The organism is Vibrio sp. Y20_XG_PY13 (assembly GCF_024181925.1).
GTDB classification, from domain to species: domain Bacteria; phylum Pseudomonadota; class Gammaproteobacteria; order Enterobacterales; family Vibrionaceae; genus Vibrio; species Vibrio parahaemolyticus.
Genome location: NZ_JAMZAL010000002.1, coordinates 801391 through 820013, shown reverse-complemented (window position 1 = coordinate 820013; position 18623 = coordinate 801391). Strand labels below are relative to the sequence as shown.

General features: G+C 44.1%; 18 protein-coding genes. 10 read left to right on the top strand and 8 right to left on the bottom strand.

The window, feature by feature from the left end; all coding sequences use genetic code 11:
• Nucleotides 1–51: 51 nt before the first annotated feature.
• The gene (locus NL646_RS08785) at nt 52–1266 is read right to left on the bottom strand and encodes an ROK family protein (protein WP_005454586.1); all 1215 of its coding nucleotides are present in this window, start codon (nt 1264–1266) and stop codon (nt 52–54) included.
• A 2-nt stretch (nt 1267–1268) separates the two neighbouring features.
• Nucleotides 1269–2405 (bottom strand): N-acetylglucosamine-6-phosphate deacetylase, encoded by a 1137-nt coding sequence (gene nagA / locus NL646_RS08780; RefSeq protein ID WP_025633947.1) that lies wholly within the window; start codon nt 2403–2405, stop codon nt 1269–1271.
• Between the two features lie 489 nt (nt 2406–2894).
• On the opposite strand from nagA, the gene nagE reads away from it, so the two are divergent.
• Together nagE and glnS are read left to right on the top strand one after the other, a co-directional pair.
• Nucleotides 2895–4466, top strand: coding sequence for an N-acetylglucosamine-specific PTS transporter subunit IIBC (nagE, locus tag NL646_RS08775; RefSeq protein WP_005454584.1), 1572 nt, complete (start codon nt 2895–2897; stop codon nt 4464–4466).
• 235 nt (nt 4467–4701) lie between these two features.
• On the top strand, nt 4702–6372 hold the full coding sequence (gene glnS / locus NL646_RS08770; protein WP_253664098.1) for a glutamine--tRNA ligase: 1671 nt from the start codon (nt 4702–4704) through the stop codon (nt 6370–6372).
• Nucleotides 6373–6501: 129 nt separating this feature from the next.
• Here glnS and fcrX read toward each other — a convergent pair whose 3' ends face one another.
• A complete protein-coding gene (gene fcrX, locus NL646_RS08765; protein ID WP_005489847.1) occupies nt 6502–6951 on the bottom strand; it encodes a ferric iron uptake transcriptional regulator FcrX in 450 nt (149 codons plus the stop codon).
• Nucleotides 6952–7150: 199 nt separating this feature from the next.
• Here fcrX and NL646_RS08760 point away from each other — a divergent pair, with 199 nt between their 5' ends.
• Entirely contained in the window at nt 7151–7654 is a 504-nt protein-coding gene (locus tag NL646_RS08760; RefSeq protein ID WP_017448749.1) for a DUF4442 domain-containing protein, read from the top strand.
• A 50-nt stretch (nt 7655–7704) separates the two neighbouring features.
• Here the strand turns inward: NL646_RS08760 and fldA are convergent, their stop codons facing one another.
• The 3 genes from fldA to NL646_RS08745 all read right to left on the bottom strand — a co-directional run bounded on the left by fldA (nt 7705) and on the right by NL646_RS08745 (nt 9388).
• Nucleotides 7705–8238, bottom strand: a complete 534-nt coding sequence (fldA, locus tag NL646_RS08755; RefSeq protein ID WP_005489824.1) for a flavodoxin FldA — start codon at nt 8236–8238, stop codon at nt 7705–7707.
• A gap of 48 nt (nt 8239–8286) precedes the next feature.
• Complete coding sequence (locus NL646_RS08750) at nt 8287–8508, bottom strand: DUF2788 domain-containing protein (protein ID WP_005461613.1); 222 nt, start codon at nt 8506–8508, stop codon at nt 8287–8289.
• Nucleotides 8509–8620: 112 nt separating this feature from the next.
• Nucleotides 8621–9388 (bottom strand): alpha/beta fold hydrolase, encoded by a 768-nt coding sequence (locus NL646_RS08745; protein WP_024702835.1) that lies wholly within the window; start codon nt 9386–9388, stop codon nt 8621–8623.
• A gap of 92 nt (nt 9389–9480) precedes the next feature.
• Here NL646_RS08745 and seqA point away from each other — a divergent pair, with 92 nt between their 5' ends.
• Complete coding sequence (gene seqA / locus NL646_RS08740; protein ID WP_005489857.1) at nt 9481–10023, top strand: replication initiation negative regulator SeqA; 543 nt, start codon at nt 9481–9483, stop codon at nt 10021–10023.
• A 94-nt stretch (nt 10024–10117) separates the two neighbouring features.
• Nucleotides 10118–11764, top strand: a complete 1647-nt coding sequence (pgm, locus tag NL646_RS08735; RefSeq protein WP_017448748.1) for a phosphoglucomutase (alpha-D-glucose-1,6-bisphosphate-dependent) — start codon at nt 10118–10120, stop codon at nt 11762–11764.
• Nucleotides 11765–11828: 64 nt separating this feature from the next.
• On the opposite strand, the gene NL646_RS08730 is transcribed toward pgm, so the two are convergent.
• Nucleotides 11829–12599 carry a DUF1853 family protein gene (locus NL646_RS08730; RefSeq protein WP_020904110.1) on the bottom strand — a complete coding sequence of 257 codons (771 nt, stop codon included), beginning with the start codon at nt 12597–12599 and terminating at the stop codon, nt 11829–11831.
• Between the two features lie 137 nt (nt 12600–12736).
• On the opposite strand from NL646_RS08730, the gene NL646_RS08725 reads away from it, so the two are divergent.
• Nucleotides 12737–13495, top strand: coding sequence for a Nif3-like dinuclear metal center hexameric protein (locus tag NL646_RS08725; protein ID WP_253664097.1), 759 nt, complete (start codon nt 12737–12739; stop codon nt 13493–13495).
• Nucleotides 13496–13576: 81 nt separating this feature from the next.
• On the opposite strand, the gene NL646_RS08720 is transcribed toward NL646_RS08725, so the two are convergent.
• Complete coding sequence (locus tag NL646_RS08720; protein WP_005455487.1) at nt 13577–14866, bottom strand: citrate synthase; 1290 nt, start codon at nt 14864–14866, stop codon at nt 13577–13579.
• A 395-nt stretch (nt 14867–15261) separates the two neighbouring features.
• Between NL646_RS08720 and sdhC the strand changes: the two genes are divergently transcribed.
• The 4 genes from sdhC to NL646_RS08700 are packed head-to-tail and all read left to right on the top strand — an operon-like array spanning nt 15262 to nt 18484.
• The gene (gene sdhC / locus NL646_RS08715) at nt 15262–15654 is read left to right on the top strand and encodes a succinate dehydrogenase cytochrome b556 subunit (RefSeq protein ID WP_005496079.1); all 393 of its coding nucleotides are present in this window, start codon (nt 15262–15264) and stop codon (nt 15652–15654) included.
• The gene (gene sdhD / locus NL646_RS08710) at nt 15648–15992 is read left to right on the top strand and encodes a succinate dehydrogenase, hydrophobic membrane anchor protein (RefSeq protein ID WP_005455480.1); all 345 of its coding nucleotides are present in this window, start codon (nt 15648–15650) and stop codon (nt 15990–15992) included. The genes sdhC and sdhD overlap by 7 nt, the downstream gene beginning before the upstream one ends.
• On the top strand, nt 15993–17759 hold the full coding sequence (gene sdhA / locus NL646_RS08705; RefSeq protein ID WP_005455465.1) for a succinate dehydrogenase flavoprotein subunit: 1767 nt from the start codon (nt 15993–15995) through the stop codon (nt 17757–17759).
• Nucleotides 17760–17773: 14 nt separating this feature from the next.
• The gene (locus NL646_RS08700; RefSeq protein WP_005455467.1) at nt 17774–18484 is read left to right on the top strand and encodes a succinate dehydrogenase iron-sulfur subunit; all 711 of its coding nucleotides are present in this window, start codon (nt 17774–17776) and stop codon (nt 18482–18484) included.
• Nucleotides 18485–18623 lie beyond the last annotated feature (139 nt).

Here is an 18623-nt window from a genome sequence, read left to right as displayed (position 1 = left end):
ACGGGCTGTGAAAACACAGCCCGAGATTGTAACTCAATTAGTTGTATAAACTTAGTCTTCTAGTAACTTTTGTAACAAAACGCCATTTAACATCGCTCGTTTTATCATGGCGAAAGCGCCCATTGTTGGCTGCTTATCTATGTGAGAAGCCACAATTGGAAGATCGTTGTGGAAGGTTTTCAGCGACTGGTTTTCTACATTTCTTTGAATTGCAGGGAAAACAATGTCTTGTGCAGCCGTGATGTCACCTGCAATCACGATTTTTTGTGGGTTAAACAAGTTGATGGTGATAGCGATGGCTTTACCCAACTGGTTACCAACACGTACTAAGCTCTGTTTCGCGAGCTCATCACCGTTCATAGCATGAGTGCATACATCTTCAATCGTAATGTGCTCCAATTGCGTTAAGCTAGACTCATAGCCTTGTGCTATGAGCTGTTTAACGCGTTGGATGATCGCTGGGTTAGCAGCAACCGTTTCAAGACAGCCAAAGTTGCCACATTGGCATTGCTCACCAAGAGGGTCAATTTGAATGTGGCCAATTTCACCTACGTTACGGTTAAAACCTAGAAACACTTGGCCGTTAACAATGATACCTGCGCCAGTACCGCGGTGTACACTGACTAAGATAGAGTCTTGGCAATCTTGGCTAGCACCAAAATAATGTTCTGCAAGTGCCATACCACGGACGTCGTTACCGACAAAGCAAGCCGTATTGAACTTCTCTCGGATAATTTCACCAAGCGCAAGGTTATCAATATCCGTATTTGGCATGTACTCAACGACGCCTGTCGTAGGGTTAACTAGGCCTGGTAACGTAATACCGATAGCAATCAACTGGTCAATTTTATCTTGGCAACGACTTACGAAGTCTTTTAATAAATCAATAAGACCTGCGATCAAATCGGCTTGGTTGGTGTAGTGAAGTTCGTGTTGATCTTCTGCCAGTGCAGTGCCGCCTAAGTCATAGAGACAGAATTGAACGTAGTCTCGACCCAAACGAACGGCGATAGAGTGAAAAGGCTTCACTTCAGTGGTCAATGAGATTGCTCGACGACCACCTGTTGAAGCTTGTTGGGCGACCTCTTTAATGAGGCCGCGTTCCAATAGTTGACGGGTGATTTTGGTAACACTCGCTGGAGCAAGCTGGCTAACATCCGCGACTTGAATTCGGGAGATAGGACCTTGCTGATCAATCAGCCTGTATACCGCAGCGCTGTTAAGCTGTTTTACTAAATCTACATTACCAATCTGTCCGCCATTCATGCTTAATTTTGCTCGTATTGTCCGTTAACAACCGTCGCTTTAACGTTGAAGTCACGATCGAAAATAGTTAGGTTTGCAACCATGCCTTTTCGAATACGGCCGAGACGGTCCTCAACGCCAATTGCTGTCGCTGGGTACAGTGTAGCCATTCGTAGAGCTTCTTCTAAAGCGATACCTGCGTGCTCAACTGTGTTCTGAACTGCTTCAATCATAGTCAGAGCTGAGCCGCCTAGTGTGCCGTTTTCATCAACACACTTACCATCTCGGTAATATACTTTCTTACCGACAAAAATAAAGTGATCAATGTTAGCACCTGCCGGAGCTGTGGCATCGGTCACCAAAACAAGCTTTTCACCTTTGATTTTATGAGCAATTCGAATGTTTGCGTAGTCTACGTGGAAGCCGTCAGCAATTATGCCTGCGTAGATCTCTGGTGTATCGTAAATAGCACCAACCACTCCTGGCTCACGACCAACCATAGGAGTCATCGCATTGAATAGATGAGTGGCAAAAGTAATACCAGCCTCAAACCCTTTACGAGCTTCAGCATAGGTCGCGTTTGTGTGACCGATTGATACCACAATGCCTGCAGCTTTTAGGCGTGCGATATGTTCAGGGTCGTTCTGCTCTGGAGCAAGAGTGACTTTGGCAATGATGTCTGCATTTGAGCAAATAAGGTCAATCATGCCGTCATCGGATGGACGGATGAAGTCAACGCTATGAATACCTTTTTTCGCGACGTTAAGGTATGGGCCTTCAAGATGTAAGCCAAGCGATTGGTTTTGGTATTTTTTGTGATATTCGCGAGCTGCGGAGATTGCCGCGCGCATATCTTCATCAGAAGAAGTGATCAGCGTAGGAAGGAAGCTGGTACAACCCGACTTTAGGTTTGCTTCGTGCATGATTTGCATCGTTTCTGCTGTGATAGCATCGTTCAACATGACGCCGCCACAACCGTTCAGTTGCAGGTCGATAAAACCAGGACTTAAGTTAGCTCCATTCAGATCTTTTACTTCAATGCCTTTCGGTAGTTCAGAAACGGGCACAATGGATTGAATTAGATCGTTTTCAACGATGACCGCATGATCGGTAAGAACATCACTACCGGTATAGATTTTACAGTTACTTAGCGCGTACATAGTCAGCTAGTCCTTATAGATGAGAATTCAATTTCTGTATCGTTATCTAATCGGCGACTGAATGAGTCATGTGGGTACTTAGTTTGTATCACTGAATTAGATAACGAGTCACATACAGCAAGTTGCGTTTTATCGATGTCATTGTCAGAGTAACTAACTGAAAAATAATAAATGAATTGTTTTTTATGATTCTTTTTCAGAGCAAAGTTACTAAGAATTACCCGCCGAGATACCAAAATAACACTGATTCTGCCTTGCATAAAGTGCGAGAATATTATCTTTAAAACGCCATTTTTTCGTATAATAAAATAAGTTTTATGATCTCGCTAGCAAAAACCTTTCGAAAGGGCAAATTGTGGTGATTATGATCACAAACAATGAGCTTTTAATTTGCGGAGCAAAATTAATGTCATAAACTGACGATGACTAAATTGAACGACTGAAATAAGTCATTCAACATAACATCGAATCCTATAGGGGGAACTTAAGGTGAATATTCTCGGATACGCGCAGAAGTTAGGTAAAGCTCTTATGCTTCCTATCGCGACTTTGCCAATCGCAGGCTTGTTACTGCGCTTGGGCCAACCTGATGTATTTGACATCGCGTTTATGGCACAAGCCGGTAACTCAATCTTCTCTAACCTTCCATTGTTATTTGGTCTAGGTATCGCGATCGGCTTATCAAAAGACGGTCAAGGTGCTGCAGGTCTTGCTGGTGCGGTTGCGTACTTCGTACTTACTGCGACAGCGTCAACAATCGATGCGTCAGTTAACATGTCATTCTTCGGTGGTATCATCGCAGGTATCATTGCTGGCCATTCTTACAATGCTTTCCATGCTACGCGCCTTCCTGAGTGGCTGGCATTCTTCTCTGGTAAGCGCCTAGTGCCAATTATGGCTGGTTTGTTCGCCCTAGTTGCTGGTGCTGTTTCAGGTATTGTATGGCCAACAATCCAAGGTGGTCTAGATGCGCTTGCTCACGGTATCTCTACTTCTGGCGCAATCGGTCAGTTTGTATACGGTACGCTTAACCGTGCTCTAATTCCTGTAGGTCTACACCACGTACTGAACTCTTTCTTCTGGTTTGGTATGGGTTCTTGTCAAGAAGTGCTAGTTTCTGGCGCAACAGCTGCTGGTCAAGCTCTTCCTGCACTACAACAACTTTGTGTTGACCCAGCTCTAGCTAAAACTCTTGTTGCTGGTCAAACTCACACATTTGAATTCGCTAACTCAGTAACTCCAGAAATTACAGCAACTGTTAAAGAAGTAACTGAAACAGTTAAATCTGGTGACCTACACCGTTTCTTCGGTGGTGATAAGAGCGCTGGTGTATTCATGAACGGTTTCTTCCCAGTAATGATGTTTGGTCTACCAGGTGCAGCACTTGCTATGTACCTAGCGGCTCCTGTTGAGAAACGTAGCCAAGTTGGTGGTGCATTGTTCTCTGTTGCATTCTGTTCATTCCTAACTGGTATCACAGAGCCTCTAGAGTTCATGTTCGTATTCCTAGCTCCTGCTCTATACGCGATTCACGCAGTGTTCACTGGTCTATCGCTAGTTGTTGCTAACATGCTTGGTACGCTACACGGCTTCACATTCTCTGCTGGTCTAATTGACTACTTGTTGAACTACGGTCTAGCAACTAAACCTCTACTACTAGGTGCAGTTGGTCTTGGCTTCGGTGCTCTTTACTTCTTCACATTCAGCTTCGCAATCCGCGCGTTTAACCTAAAATCGCCAGGCCGTGAAGATGATGATAGCCAAGCAGCAGCACCAGCAGGTGAAGCAAAAAGTGGTGACCTAGCTCGTCAATACCTAAAAGCGCTAGGTGGTCATGACAACCTAACTTCAATTGACGCATGTATCACTCGTCTACGTCTAACTCTGAAAGATCGTTCAGTAGCTGATGAAGAAGTGTTGAAGAAACTAGGTGCGAAAGGTGTTGTTAAACTAGGTGAAAACAACCTTCAAGTTATCCTTGGTCCTCTAGCAGAAATCGTTGCTGGCGAAATGAAAGCAATCGGCGCAAACGAAGACCTATCGAATGTAAAACTACCATAATTACATCGAACTGATATTTGATTAGAGACCTCCTTCGGGAGGTCTTTTTTTGTTTCAGTGCTTTGAATCTGCTGTGCATTCACGCGAACTCGATAAATATTGCCGTTTTAGCGCGAGTTCTTGTTGTCTAATGGCTTAGAATTGTGGATCATTAGAAACAATGTACTCTGTAAAACCATATCGGATACAGAGTTCCGTTTTCTCTGACAATACTTATATTTTTGAGGTGCTATAGATGAGTGAAGCTGATGCTCGTCCATCAAACTTTATTCGCCAGATCATTGATAAGGATCTAGCGGATGGCAAACACACTAGCGTGCATACTCGATTCCCGCCGGAGCCAAATGGCTACCTGCACATCGGTCATGCTAAGTCTATCTGTTTGAACTTCGGTATTGCTCAGGACTACCAGGGTCAATGTAACTTACGTTTCGACGATACAAACCCTGAAAAAGAAGACATCGAATACGTTGAGTCTATCAAGAAAGATGTAAACTGGTTAGGCTTCGAGTGGGATGGTGAAGTATGTTACTCATCAAACTACTTCGACAAGCTTTACGAATATGCAATTGAATTGATTAACAAAGGCTTAGCGTACGTAGATGAGCTAAGTCCAGAGCAGATTCGTGAGTACCGTGGCACGCTAAAAGAGCCAGGTAAGCCAAGCCCATACCGCGACCGTTCTGTTGAAGAAAACTTAGCGCTATTTGAAAAAATGCGCGCAGGTGAATTTGAAGAAGGTAAAGCGTGTCTTCGTGCGAAGATCGATATGGGTTCGTCATTCATGGTTATGCGTGATCCAGTGCTATACCGTGTACGTTTTGCTACTCACCATCAAACGGGTGATAAGTGGTGCATTTACCCAATGTACGACTTCACACACTGTATCTCTGATGCGCTAGAAGGCATTACGCACTCTATCTGTACGCTAGAGTTCATGGACAACCGTCGTTTGTACGACTGGGTATTAGACAACATCACAATTGATTGTCGTCCTCATCAATACGAGTTCAGCCGTCTAAACCTAGAATACACAGTGATGTCTAAGCGTAAGCTAAACCAACTAGTAACCGAAAAATTGGTTAACGGTTGGGATGATCCTCGTATGCCAACAGTATCTGGTTTACGTCGTCGTGGTTTCACACCTGCGTCAATCCGCGAATTCTGTAAGCGTATCGGCGTGACGAAGCAAGAAAACATGATCGAGTTTAGCTCGCTTGAATCTTGTATTCGTGACGACCTAAACGAAAATGCACCTCGTGCGATGGCTGTGTTGGACCCTGTTAAAGTTGTTATTGAGAACTTTGAAGAGGGCGCTGTAGAAAATCTAACGCTGGCTAACCATCCAAATAAACCTGAAATGGGTGAGCGTGAAGTACCGTTTACTCGTGAAGTTTGGATCGAGCGTGAAGACTTCCGTGAAGAAGCGAATAAAAAGTACAAGCGTCTAGTTCTTGGTAAAGAAGTTCGTTTACGTGGTGCTTACGTGATCAAAGCTGAGCGTGTTGAAAAAGACGCGGAAGGCAACATCACAACGATTTACTGTACTTACGATCCCGAAACGCTAGGCAAAAACCCAGCAGATGGTCGTAAAGTTAAAGGCGTAATTCACTGGGTATCTGCGGATAAAGCGCTACCAGCAGAAATTCGCCTATACGATCGTTTGTTCACTGTTCCAAATCCTGCAGCAGCAGAAGACTTCGCTTCAACCATTAACCCTGATTCACTCGTTGTGATCAACGGTTTCGTTGAGCCAAGCCTGGCATCTGCAGAAGCAGAGCAAGGCTACCAGTTCGAGCGTATGGGTTACTTCTGTGTGGATTCTAAAGATTCAACTGCAAATAACCTAGTGTTCAACCGCACGGTTGGCCTACGTGATACATGGGCGAAAATTGAGAACCAATAATCTCAATCGTTACCTATAGAAAAATGCCAGCAATTGCTGGCATTTTTGTTTTTGGATTAAGCAAAACAAAAAGTACAGATACAAAAAACGCCAGCTTTAACTGGCGTTTATTTTTAATCTACAAGCAAATTATTTTGCAGGTTTGTGCGCATCTGGGTTTTCTTTGCAACCACCGTCACTGCATTTACCGTATAGGTATAAGCTGTGGTTTGTTAGCGTCACATTGTACTTAGCTGCGATTTCGCGTTGGCGCTCTTCAATGATGTCGTCAGAAAACTCAATTACTTCACCACAGTCTAGACATACTAGGTGGTCGTGGTGATGTTGAGTTGACAATTCGAAGACTGACTTGCCACCTTCAAAGTGGTGACGAGTAACAATACCTGCATCGTCGAATTGGTTTAGAACGCGATAAACAGTTGCTAGACCTATCTCTTCACCTAGATCAATCAGCTTTTTGTACAAATCTTCAGCACTGATGTGCTGGCAGTCTGGCTGCTGAAGTACTTCTAGAATTTTTAGCCTTGGAAGGGTAACTTTTAGACCCGCATCCTTCAGCGCCTGATTATTATCTGACATATACTTTCCCGTTGGATCATCTGCAGCGATTTAACAGAATTCAATATTCCTACCATTATAGGCGAAGCGCTAAAAACATTAAACCACGAACTTCAAAGGGTTAATAGAATCTTTTTGTAAATTGGAAATGGGTCGATTATATTACAGATCTGACCAGTTACAATTTTGTAACATGAGCTTAGAGAGGGCACGGACTGCAATGAATAAGCGACTCGCGAAGATTTATAAACCAGGGATTGTGAAATTTGCGTTGAATGTATGGCCACCATTTTGGGGGGCCGGAATTAAAATCTTACATATTTCTGAAGACTTCCGAATGGTTAAAGTTCGTTTGAAACTTCGCTGGTGGAACAAAAATGCCAATCGTACACAGTATGGAGGCAGTATTTTTTCCTTAACCGATCCCATTTACTCTCTCATGTTGATGGGTATTCTACGTGAAGAGTATTACGTGTGGGATAAAGAGGCGAGCATCAACTTTATCAAGCCAGGACAAAGCGATTTGTTTGCTGAGTTTAAGATCACGGATGGCATGCTAGACGAGATCTATCAGATGACTCGAAACGGCGAAAAGTGCTTTCCTGAATTCATTACGCATGTAAAAGACAAACAAGGGAATGTGGTATCTGAAGTTCAGCGCAAGTTATATGTGAGAAAGAAGCCTCAATATCGAGAAGAAGAGGCGGTAACGGAAGCGCCTTAATTTAATGCTATAAAAAAGACCTCTAATCGGAGGTCTTTTTTAATACTTACTTAGCCTTCTAGCTCAGCTAGGCACATTTCTTCGTAAATCTGCTTAACCCAGTTTTCGACGCGTTGGTCAGTCAACTCAGGTTGACGGTCTTCATCAATACATAGACCTACGAATTGGCTGTCGTCGCCTTCAACAAGTGCTTTTGAAGCTTCAAACTCGTAGCCTTCAGTTGAAGTATGACCAAGAATTGTGCCGCCTTTAGACTCAACGATGTCACGCACTGTACCCATCGCATCGCAGAAGTATTCTGCGTAGTCTTCTTGGTCGCCACAGCCGAAGATAGCCACTAGCTTAGTAGAGAAATCGATCTGCTCAAGTTCAGGGAAGAAATCATCCCAATCACATTGTGCTTCGCCGTAGTACCAAGTAGGGATACCTAGAAGAAGAAGATCAAAGTTATCAATGTCTTCTTTGCTGCTTTTCGCGATGTCTTGAACGTGAACTAGATGTTTGCCTAGTTGCTTTTGAATCATCTTTGCAACGGCTTCAGTATTACCTGTGTCGCTACCGAAGAAGATACCTACACTTGCCATAGAGTCTATACCTTTACATTGTTTGTTATGGGCAATGGTACTGAGGGTTTAACCTAACCCCGAGCCTTCCCAAGTGAGCTGAATAATACCTTTTGCAATAAAGCCAGCACAGCCTAGGAAAAGGACTAACCATACAATACGACGGCCAAAAACAGGTACATTGCCTTGCTTTAGCACATCTTTTATTGCCATCCCGATGAAAAAGAAGATAGCAGCAAAAAGAAGATCGAGCCCAATAGACTCGAGCATATCCATATAGTCGTAAAGCATTTTAGTCCTTCATGCCGAAAAATCTTGGGCGCACTATACCACTGTTACACAGCATTGTTAATGCACTACAAGGAGGGTTATTTCAATAATCTATTGTTGCTTTTCGAATTTGTTAACTCGAAATGTATTTCCGGATCACTCGCATCACTTCAGCTGGTTTTTCTGCGTGTAACCAATGGCCTGTGTTGGCAATAATGTGTGCTTTAGCTTGTTTGAATTGTCGTTGTACTGACGGTTGGTGCTCTGGCATTAAGTAGTCCGAATCTCCGCCTTTAATGAAGAGTGTCGGGATCTCGGTAGGAGCAATATCTTGCCAGCCAATGATCTCAGCATAGTTACTTAATAAACTGTTGACGTTAAATCGCCAAGCCATATGGTCTTCGTTTTTAAACAGCGATTTTGAGAGAAATTGCCTAACGCCATCCATCTCAATGTGTTGAGCTAATATTTCTAACGTTTGTTGACGGTTCGCAGGTTTTTCTTTGATAACGGCCAGCAAACCATCAAATACGTTGTCGTGACGATTGGTCTGGTAAGCTACTGGTGCCATGTCCAATACGACCAACTGTTTCACAAGATTTGGTGCTATATCAGCGAGTTTCATCGCGACTTTACCGCCCATTGAATGGCCGACGATTATCGATGGCTCAACGTTTAAGTGCTGAAGAAGCGTCGCGACATCTTGTGCCATGTCAGTGTAGTTATGAGTATCAGAGTGGAAAGAGAGACCGTGATTGCGTAGGTCGATACTGATCACTGAGTGATCTTCAACAAGATCACGAGCCAATAGGCCCAGATTACTTAAACTACCAAACAATCCGTGAATCAAAACAACTGTTTGGCCTTGGCCTTCCTGCTTATAGTTGAGTAATGCTGACATTTTATCTTATTCGTGATGGGTTTAACGTGGAGTATCCGAAAGGATCTCGTTATAATCCCCCAGAGTTTAAACATTGAGAATGTGAAAAGCGAATGAAAACAATTGAGGTTGATGAGGATCTATACCGTTACATTGCTAGCCAAACTAAGCATATCGGTGAAAGCGCCTCGGATATTTTGCGACGCCTTTTAAACCTTGATGGTCAGTTGCAGGTAGCAGAATCAGCACCAGCAGTAGAGAAGCCACAAGGGATTGTAGTAAGTAAAGATGCGGGCAAAGCAGAATCTATTGATGTAGTGAAAGAGATGCGTTCGCTGCTAATTTCTGATGAGTTTGCCGGTCTAAAAAAAGCGATTGATCGCTTTATGTTAGTACTATCGACCTTACATAAGTTAAATCCAGAAGGCTTCGCACAAGCGACAAACGTAAAGGGACGTAAACGCGTTTACTTTGCAGACAATGAAGAAACCTTACTGGCCAATGGTAACACCACCAAGCCTAAAGCCATTCCAGGTACGCCGTTTTGGGTTATCACAAACAACAATACCAGTCGTAAGAGACAAATGGTTGAACAAGTGATGACGCACATGGAGTTCCAACCTGACTTGATAGAAAAAGTAACAGGTTCAATCTAAGAAACCTGATAGAAGCCTCATAATGCGTCGCAGTTAGCGGATATTATGAGGCTTTTTTGTAATTTTATTATTTTTAAAAGAAAGGATGTCAAACATGGCTATGCACCCTCGTGCTGGGCAAAAAGCGCAGCAGGAAGATCTCCATAATATTCCAGCGTTAGTTGCTAACTACTTCTTACTTCAGCCTGATGCTAATAATGCGGAACATAAGGTTCAATTCGGTACTTCTGGTCACCGTGGCACAGCAGACAAGCAAACTTTTAATGAAAACCACATTCTTGCTATCGCACAAGCAGTTGCAGAAGTACGTGCCAAGCAGGGGACTACAGGGCCGTTGTTTGTGGGCAAAGATACCCACGCGTTGTCAGAACCTGCGTTTTCAAGCGTAATCGAAGTTTTGATTGCGAATGGTGTAAAAGTCATCGTACAGCAGGATAATGGCTACACACCAACACCTGGCATTTCTCACGCTATCTTAACTTACAATCTAAAGCATGATGAGAAAGCGGATGGCATCGTTATCACACCGTCTCATAATCCACCACAAGATGGCGGTATTAAGTACAATCCAACACATGGCGGTCCAGCAGAAGCAGAATTGACTCAAGCGATTGAAGATCGTGCGAACGAGATCATTGCTGGTGGCCTAAAAGATGTGAAGCGTCTAGCGTTAGCAGAAGCGAAAGCATCTGAGCTATTCGTAGAGATGGATTTGGTGAAGCCTTACATCGATGACTTAGTAAATGTTATCGATATGGAAGCGATCCAGAAATCGAAGTTGAAAATTGGTGTGGATCCACTTGGTGGCAGCGGCATTGATTACTGGCGTCAAATCGGCCAAGCATACAACTTAGATCTGACCTTGGTCAGCGAAGCGATTGATCCATCATTCCAGTTCATGTCGCTTGATAAGGACGGCGTGGTTCGTATGGACTGTTCTTCTCCATACGCAATGGCTGGTCTGCTAGCCCTGAAAGATGAATACGATCTTGCGTTTGGTAATGATCCAGACTATGACCGTCATGGTATCGTGACGCCGAAAGGTTTGATGAACCCGAACCATTTCTTAGCGGTTTGTATCGACTACCTATACCGTCATCGTGATGCGTGGAGTACAGATGTTGCGGTTGGTAAGACGCTGGTTTCAAGTGCACTTATCGACCGAGTAGTAGCCGATTTGGGTCGTGAACTGTGTGAAGTGCCTGTCGGCTTCAAGTGGTTTGTCGATGGCCTTTACACTGGCAAGTTTGGTTTTGGTGGTGAAGAGAGCGCAGGTGCCTCTTTCCTACGTAAAGATGGAACACCATGGTCAACAGATAAAGACGGCATCTTACTATGTTTGTTAGCGGCAGAGATTACTGCGGTAACGGGTAAAAACCCACAAGAGTACTACGAAGAGCTTGCCGCTAAACATGGTGAGTCTAAGTACAATCGTATTCAAGCGGTAGCGAATGGACCTCAAAAAGACGTGTTGAAGAAACTGTCGCCAGAAATGGTTGCAGCAGAAACACTGGCAGGTGATCCGATTACGGCGCGTCTAACACACGCTCCTGGTAACGGTGCGGCGATTGGCGGATTGAAAGTGACGACTGAAAATGGTTGGTTTGCTGCTCGTCCATCGGGTACGGAAGACATCTACAAAATCTATTGTGAGAGCTTCAAGGGTGAAGAACACCTAAAACAAATTGAAGCTGAAGCACAAGAAATTGTGAATCAAGTATTTGCAGCTGCAGGCTTGTAATTAAACCTACTCTGACAAAAAGGCGACCAGATGGTCGCCTTTTTTACAACTCGTCGTTAACTCTCTATTTATGAGCGTTTGGATTTTGTGGCCAATTATCTGGCACGATGAACCAGAACTCTCCATCTGCTGTTTGTGCATGCTCAAATCGCTCCATTGGTTTTTCAATCGGCTGAGAAAAATCATCCGTACCAATAGCCCAGTTGGGTTTGCTTAAGTGGTAAAGCGGTTTATTGATCAAACTCCATTGGCTTTGATAACACCAATATCCACTGATTTGGCTTGGATTGAGAGCAAAGCCTAAGCACTCTTTCGGTGGTACTTCATTAGAAAATGGATTGATGTAAAGTCGCCCTTGCATCAACAAGCGTTCCTTTGGAGACTGATCCAGAGGAAGCATTTGTCTAAATTCAGGCCTTTCGCTCATTTTCAATTGGTGGGAGAGCATTCTATCCAGTTTTGTATGCAATTGATCGTGCGCGTTAGGGCCATACCAAACACCTTCATGTAAAAGATAAAACTTAATCGCTACTTCCCAATGTTCTAGTTGGTCCAATGTTCTATTTTTAAGTATGAGATCTATCGCACCGATGGTTTTTCCGTCGCTATCGTTGAGTTGAATTTCTTCTGCAACAATTTCATATTGTTCTGAATTCGCAAGTGCAGCGGTACATAAATGCTGATACAAAAAACCTAGTCTCGGGTTCCCTTGGTACTCTTCAGATTCATCCAGAGGTTTAATCGATAAGTCTTCCAATGTTGCGAAAGGAGGGAGCAACTGAAAAAGAGGAGGAGAAGAGGTGATCCATTGATAAAGACGTTGCAGTTGATTCATCCTGATTCCTTAATGATGTTGATAAAGCAGCGAGCCTCGTTATTGTAACTAAATTTGGTTAGTAGAATAGGGTAGCTAGCATCAGTGTCATAGTTCGATATACACTTTGAGGTACTCGCTCGAAATTGGAAGTGATAATGAATAATTTACAGTTAGAAAAGATTCTCAACAGCAAACTCTCGCCCGAGTTAATTAAAGATTACGCGCCAAATGGCTTACAGGTTGAAGGCTGTCCACAGATCAAGCGCGTAGTTACTGGAGTAACTGCTTCTCAAGCATTAATTGATAAAGCGATTGAACTCAGAGCCGATGCGTTATTGGTCCACCATGGTTATTTTTGGAAAGGGGAGCCAGAACCCATTCGCGGTATGAAAGGTAAGCGCATTCGTAGCCTAATTAAAAGTGACATTAATCTGTACGGCTACCATCTACCGCTCGACATTCATCCTGAACTTGGTAACAACGCAGAGCTTGCTCGTCTTCTTGATCTTGAAATCGACGGTGGGTTAGAAGGTCATCCGCAGTCTGTCGCCCTGTTTGGACGCTTGAAAAAACCGATGACTGGTTCTCAATTTGCGAGCAAGATCAACCAAGTCCTTAATCGAGAGCCTCTACATATCGCTCCAGATAATGCGGAGAAAATGATCGAAACAGTTGGTTGGTGTACTGGCGGTGGACAAGATTTCATTGAACTTGCGGTTCAGCATGGATTAGATGCATTCATTTCTGGCGAAATTTCGGAGCGAACAACTTACACCGCTCGTGAGATGGACATCCACTATTTTGCTGCGGGTCACCATGCAACAGAGCGTTATGGCATCAAAGCACTTGGTAAGTGGTTAGCCGATGAATACGGTTTAGATGTCGAGTTTGTGGATATTGATAATCCAGTGTAGCGTGTATTTTTATCGTTAAAACTAAAAAGGGTTGAGACTTACATCTCAACCCTTTTGTTTATCTGATAACTCTAGTAACGATTATTCGCGCTCATGAAGCGGCGAAAATTCACGTTGCGTCTCGCCTTTGTAAAGCTGACGTGGGCGACCGATACGGTTTAGTGGGTCGCTGTGCATCTCGTTCCAGTGGGCAATCCAACCAATAGTACGAGAAATCGCGAAGATAACCGTAAACATTGATACAGGAATACCGATCGCTTTCAGAATGATACCTGAATAGAAATCTACGTTCGGGTACAGTTTCTTAGAAACAAAGTATTCATCAGAAAGAGCGATACGCTCAAGTTCCATTGCTACGTCCAGTAGAGGATCTTTAATGTTCAGCTCTTTTAGAACTTCGTGACATGTTTCGCGCATTACGGTCGCACGTGGATCGTAGTTCTTGTAAACACGGTGACCGAAGCCCATCAAACGGAATGGGTCATCTTTGTCTTTCGCACGTTCCACGTACTCTGGAATGTTATCCACGCTGCCGATTTCTTCTAGCATCTTCAGACATGCTTCGTTTGCGCCACCGTGAGCTGGGCCCCAAAGTGATGCGATACCAGCGGCAATACATGCGAATGGGTTTGCACCAGAAGAACCGGCTAAACGGACTGTTGATGTCGACGCGTTTTGCTCGTGATCTGCGTGAAGTGTGAAGATTTTATCCATCGCACGAGCAACAACAGGGTTCACTTCATACTCTTCACATGGGTTAGCAAACATCATGTGTAGGAAGTTTTCCGCGTAGCTCAAATCGTTGCGTGGGTAGATAAATGGCTGACCAACAGAGTATTTGAAACACATTGCAGCCAGAGTTGGCATTTTAGATAGCAGACGATAAGCCGCAATTTCACGGTGCTCGTCGTTATTGATATCAAGTGAATCGTGGTAGAAGGCTGCAAGAGCACCAACCACACCACACATTACTGCCATTGGGTGAGCATCACGACGGAAGCCATGGAAGAAGCTTGCGATTTGCTCGTGTACCATTGTGTGACGAGTAACAGTCGTTTTGAATTGCTCGTATTGTTCTCGGGTAGGGGCTTCACCGTAAAGAAGGATGTAACATACTTCTAGGTAATCTGCGTTATTGGCTAATTGATCAATCGGGTAACCGCGGTGCAAAAGAATACCTTTGCCGCCATCGATGTAAGTGATTGATGATTCACAAGATGCAGTGGCAAGAAAACCTGGGTCAAAAGTAAAGTAACCATTGGCTCCCAGTTTACGAACGTCAATTACAGGTGTACCTAGCGTACCGTCCATAATTGGCAGTTCGATTGGCGCTTGACCTTCAACATGAAGGGTCGCTTTCTTATCCGCCATAACAATCTCCTTTGTTTATTATTTAATCCGTCCAGGATGTTTATGTGCCATTTTTGTACTGTTGTTAAAGCTTAAAGTCAATTTTTCTCCATCTTTGTGTGCACTTGTTATGATTTTTCTCATGAAAATCGTTAAAAATCTGTTCTATGTAGCATAATTTGTTACACCAATTGTATTAGAATGTTGCTCGCCGTATATTGGCAAAGAAAATTTTAGTTAAATCCTTATAAATTCGGGGCTAGAAACAAAAGTGAGGTTTGTTTGTGGACTCCGGTTGTTAACAAAGTGTTTACAATTATCTCTGAGCTTATTGCGATAATTTGTTAATCAAATGTTAACTTTTGTACGTTTGGAAGCTGAAATTGGTTATAACAATAAATGCTCAATGGAGCTGAGTGAGCAAGCCCGTGAAAGAAAGAAAGTCAAGACCTGTTAATTTAGATTTACAGACCATTCGCTTTCCTATCACAGCAATCGCATCGATCCTGCACCGTGTGTCTGGGGTAATTACGTTTGTTGCGGTGGGTATATTACTTTGGTTACTGTCCATTTCTCTGTCATCCCCTATGGGTTTTATGGAAGCCGCAGATATCGTTGATGGCTTCTTCGTAAAATTCATCCTGTGGGGTATCCTGACTGCACTTGCCTACCACATCGCTGGTGGTATTCGTCATTTGCTGATGGATCTAGGTCATTTTGAAGAACTAGATTCAGGCGCGATGAGCGCGAAAGTTGCCTTTGGTGCAACTGCAGTATTATCACTATTGGCGGGGATCTTGGTATGGTAAAACACGTATCTTCATTTGGTCGTAATGGTGTACACGATTTCCTACTGATTCGTGCAACGGCCATCATTATGACGCTATACACGATTTATCTGGTTAGCTTCTGTGCATTTTCAGATATCTCTTACGCATCATGGACCCAATTCTTTGGTGGTACTTTCACCAAAGTCTTCACCATGTTGGCGCTTGCATCTGTTCTGATTCATGCATGGATCGGTATGTGGCAAGTGTTCACCGACTACATTAAGTGCGCGAAACTTCGTGGTGCACTTCAACTTGGTGTGATTGCCGTTTTATTCGGTTATGTCTTCTCTGGTCTATTTATTCTGTGGGGTGCGTAAGTGTCTATTCCAGTTCGTGAGTTTGATGCCGTAGTAATCGGCGCTGGTGGTGCAGGTATGCGCGCTGCACTACAAATTTCGGAACAAGGCCTTTCTTGTGCTTTGTTGTCTAAAGTATTCCCAACCCGTTCTCATACTGTATCTGCTCAAGGCGGTATCACAGTTGCGCTTGGTAACTCGCATAAGGACGATTGGCAATGGCACATGTACGACACAGTAAAAGGTTCTGATTACATTGGTGACCAGAACGCGATTGAATACATGTGTAAAAATGGTCCTGAGTCAGTTATCGAGCTAGAAAAAATGGGTCTTCCATTCTCTCGTTTTGATAACGGTACCATCTACCAACGTCCATTCGGCGGTCAGTCAAAAGAGTTTGGTGGTGAGCAGGCGGCGCGCACAGCAGCTGCAGCAGACCGTACAGGTCACGCTCTTCTTCATACGCTTTACCAACAAAACGTCAAACATAAGACAACCATCTTTTCTGAATGGTACGCTTTGGATCTTGTGAAAAACCAAGATGGCGCAATCATGGGTTGTACTGCGATCTGTATGGAAACGGGTGAAATCTGTTACTTCAAATCGAAAGCAACAATTCTAGCTACTGGTGGTGCAGGTCGTATTTACGCATCGACAACTAACGCGCACATCAACACGGGTGATGGCGTTGGTATGGCACTTCGTGCAGGCGTTCCAATGCAAGACATGGAAATGTGGCAGTTCCACCCAACGGGTATTGCTGGCGCGGGTGTTCTTGTGACAGAAGGCTGTCGTGGTGAAGGTGGTTACCTTCTAAACAAAGACGGCGAACGCTTTATGGAACGTTACGCTCCAAACGCGAAAGACCTTGCTGGTCGCGACGTTGTTGCTCGCTCTATGATGATTGAAATCCGTGAAGGCCGCGGTTGTGATGGCCCTTGGGGTCCACATATCAAGTTGAAACTTGATCACCTTGGCAAAGAAGTACTTGAATCACGTTTGCCAGGTATCTGTGAACTGTCTCGTACATTCGCACACGTTGATCCAGTGAAAGAACCAATTCCAGTAATTCCAACTTGTCACTACATGATGGGTGGTGTTCCAACTCAAGTTTCTGGTCAAGCGATTAAGCAACTTGCGGATGGCAGCGAAGCGGAAGTTCAAGGTCTATACGCTTGTGGTGAAATTGCTTCTGTATCTGTACACGGTGCAAACCGTCTAGGTGGTAACTCACTACTAGACTTGGTGGTATTTGGTCGTGCAACAGGCCTACACCTAGGTGAGACTCTTGCTGCTCAAGTTGAAGCTCGCCCTGCAACTGAATCAGACATCGAAGCTTCTCTAGCGCGCACTATGCGTTGGGAAAACAGCACTGGTGGCGAAGATCCAGTACAAATCCGTAAAGACCTACAACGCTGTATGCAAAACAGCTTCTCTGTATTCCGCGAAGGTGATGCAATGGCGACGGGCCTAGAAGAGTTGAAGGTAATTCGTGAACGTCTGAAAGATGCTCACTTAGCCGACAAATCTTCTGAGTTCAACACGCAACGTATTGAGTGTCTAGAACTAGATAACCTGATGGAAACCGCGTTCTCAACAGCAGTTGCAGCAAACTACCGTACAGAAAGCCGTGGTGCTCATGCTCGCTTCGACTTCCCTGAGCGTGATGATGAGAACTGGCTATGCCACTCTATCTACAACCCGGAAACCGAAGCGATGACAAAGCGTGATGTAAACATGACGCCAGTACACCGTGACGCGTTCCCACCGAAAGTACGTACATACTAAGGGAGGATATGAATATGAAACTGAACTTCTCTTTGTACCGTTACAACCCGGACGTAGATACTAAGCCTTACATGAAAGAGTACACACTTGAGGTAGACGAAGGCTCAGACATGATGGTGCTTGATGCATTGATTCTGCTAAAAGAGCAAGATCCAAGCATCGCATTCCGTCGTTCTTGTCGTGAAGGTGTGTGTGGTTCTGATGGTTTGAACATGAACGGCAAAAATGGTCTGGCATGTATCACTCCATTATCGGCTCTACAAGGTGACAAGATCGTCATTCGTCCTCTACCGGGTCTACCTGTAGTGCGCGATCTTATCGTTGACATGACGCAGTTCTATGATAACTATGCAAAAGTTAAGCCTTTCTTAATTGATGACGGTGCTCTACCGCCATCACGTGAGAACCTGCAATCTCCAGATGAGCGTGCGCATTTAGATGGATTGTACGAATGTATCATGTGTGCATGTTGTACAACTTCTTGTCCGTCATTCTGGTGGAACCCAGATAAGTTTATTGGCCCTGCAGGCCTACTTGCGGCTTACCGCTGGTTGATTGATAGCCGAGATACAGCAACAGATGAACGTTTGTCTGATCTTGATGATGCATTTAGCGTTTTTCGTTGCCATGGCATCATGAATTGTGTAAGTGTTTGTCCTAAGGGACTAAATCCGACGAAAGCCATCGGTCACATTAAGTCGATGCTGGTGAATCGCTCGGTTTAATTACTCGCAAGCCATAAAGTTGCAGTAAAGTGAGCACGCAACGTACTGACTTTGCTGCAGCCTTCAAGCACGAGTAAAAGGATACTAAAATTGCCGGCTATTTCGGTCGGCTTTTATTAGCTCGGCGTAAGACCGAAGC

Excerpts from the sequence above, each read along its gene's own strand:
- NL646_RS08785 (WP_005454586.1), bottom strand. The coding sequence starts at position 1,266 with ATGAATGGCGGACAGATTGGTAATGTAGATTTAGTAAAACAGCTTAAC.
- nagA (WP_025633947.1), bottom strand. The coding sequence starts at position 2,405 with ATGTACGCGCTAAGTAACTGTAAAATCTATACCGGTAGTGATGTTCTT.
- glnS (WP_253664098.1), top strand. The coding sequence starts at position 4,702 with ATGAGTGAAGCTGATGCTCGTCCATCAAACTTTATTCGCCAGATCATT.
- fcrX (WP_005489847.1), bottom strand. The coding sequence starts at position 6,951 with ATGTCAGATAATAATCAGGCGCTGAAGGATGCGGGTCTAAAAGTTACC.
- NL646_RS08760 (WP_017448749.1), top strand. The coding sequence starts at position 7,151 with ATGAATAAGCGACTCGCGAAGATTTATAAACCAGGGATTGTGAAATTT.
- fldA (WP_005489824.1), bottom strand. The coding sequence starts at position 8,238 with ATGGCAAGTGTAGGTATCTTCTTCGGTAGCGACACAGGTAATACTGAA.
- NL646_RS08750 (WP_005461613.1), bottom strand. The coding sequence starts at position 8,508 with ATGCTTTACGACTATATGGATATGCTCGAGTCTATTGGGCTCGATCTT.
- NL646_RS08745 (WP_024702835.1), bottom strand. The coding sequence starts at position 9,388 with ATGTCAGCATTACTCAACTATAAGCAGGAAGGCCAAGGCCAAACAGTT.
- seqA (WP_005489857.1), top strand. The coding sequence starts at position 9,481 with ATGAAAACAATTGAGGTTGATGAGGATCTATACCGTTACATTGCTAGC.
- pgm (WP_017448748.1), top strand. The coding sequence starts at position 10,118 with ATGGCTATGCACCCTCGTGCTGGGCAAAAAGCGCAGCAGGAAGATCTC.
- NL646_RS08730 (WP_020904110.1), bottom strand. The coding sequence starts at position 12,599 with ATGAATCAACTGCAACGTCTTTATCAATGGATCACCTCTTCTCCTCCT.
- NL646_RS08725 (WP_253664097.1), top strand. The coding sequence starts at position 12,737 with ATGAATAATTTACAGTTAGAAAAGATTCTCAACAGCAAACTCTCGCCC.
- NL646_RS08720 (WP_005455487.1), bottom strand. The coding sequence starts at position 14,866 with ATGGCGGATAAGAAAGCGACCCTTCATGTTGAAGGTCAAGCGCCAATC.
- sdhD (WP_005455480.1), top strand. The coding sequence starts at position 15,648 with ATGGTAAAACACGTATCTTCATTTGGTCGTAATGGTGTACACGATTTC.
- NL646_RS08700 (WP_005455467.1), top strand. The coding sequence starts at position 17,774 with ATGAAACTGAACTTCTCTTTGTACCGTTACAACCCGGACGTAGATACT.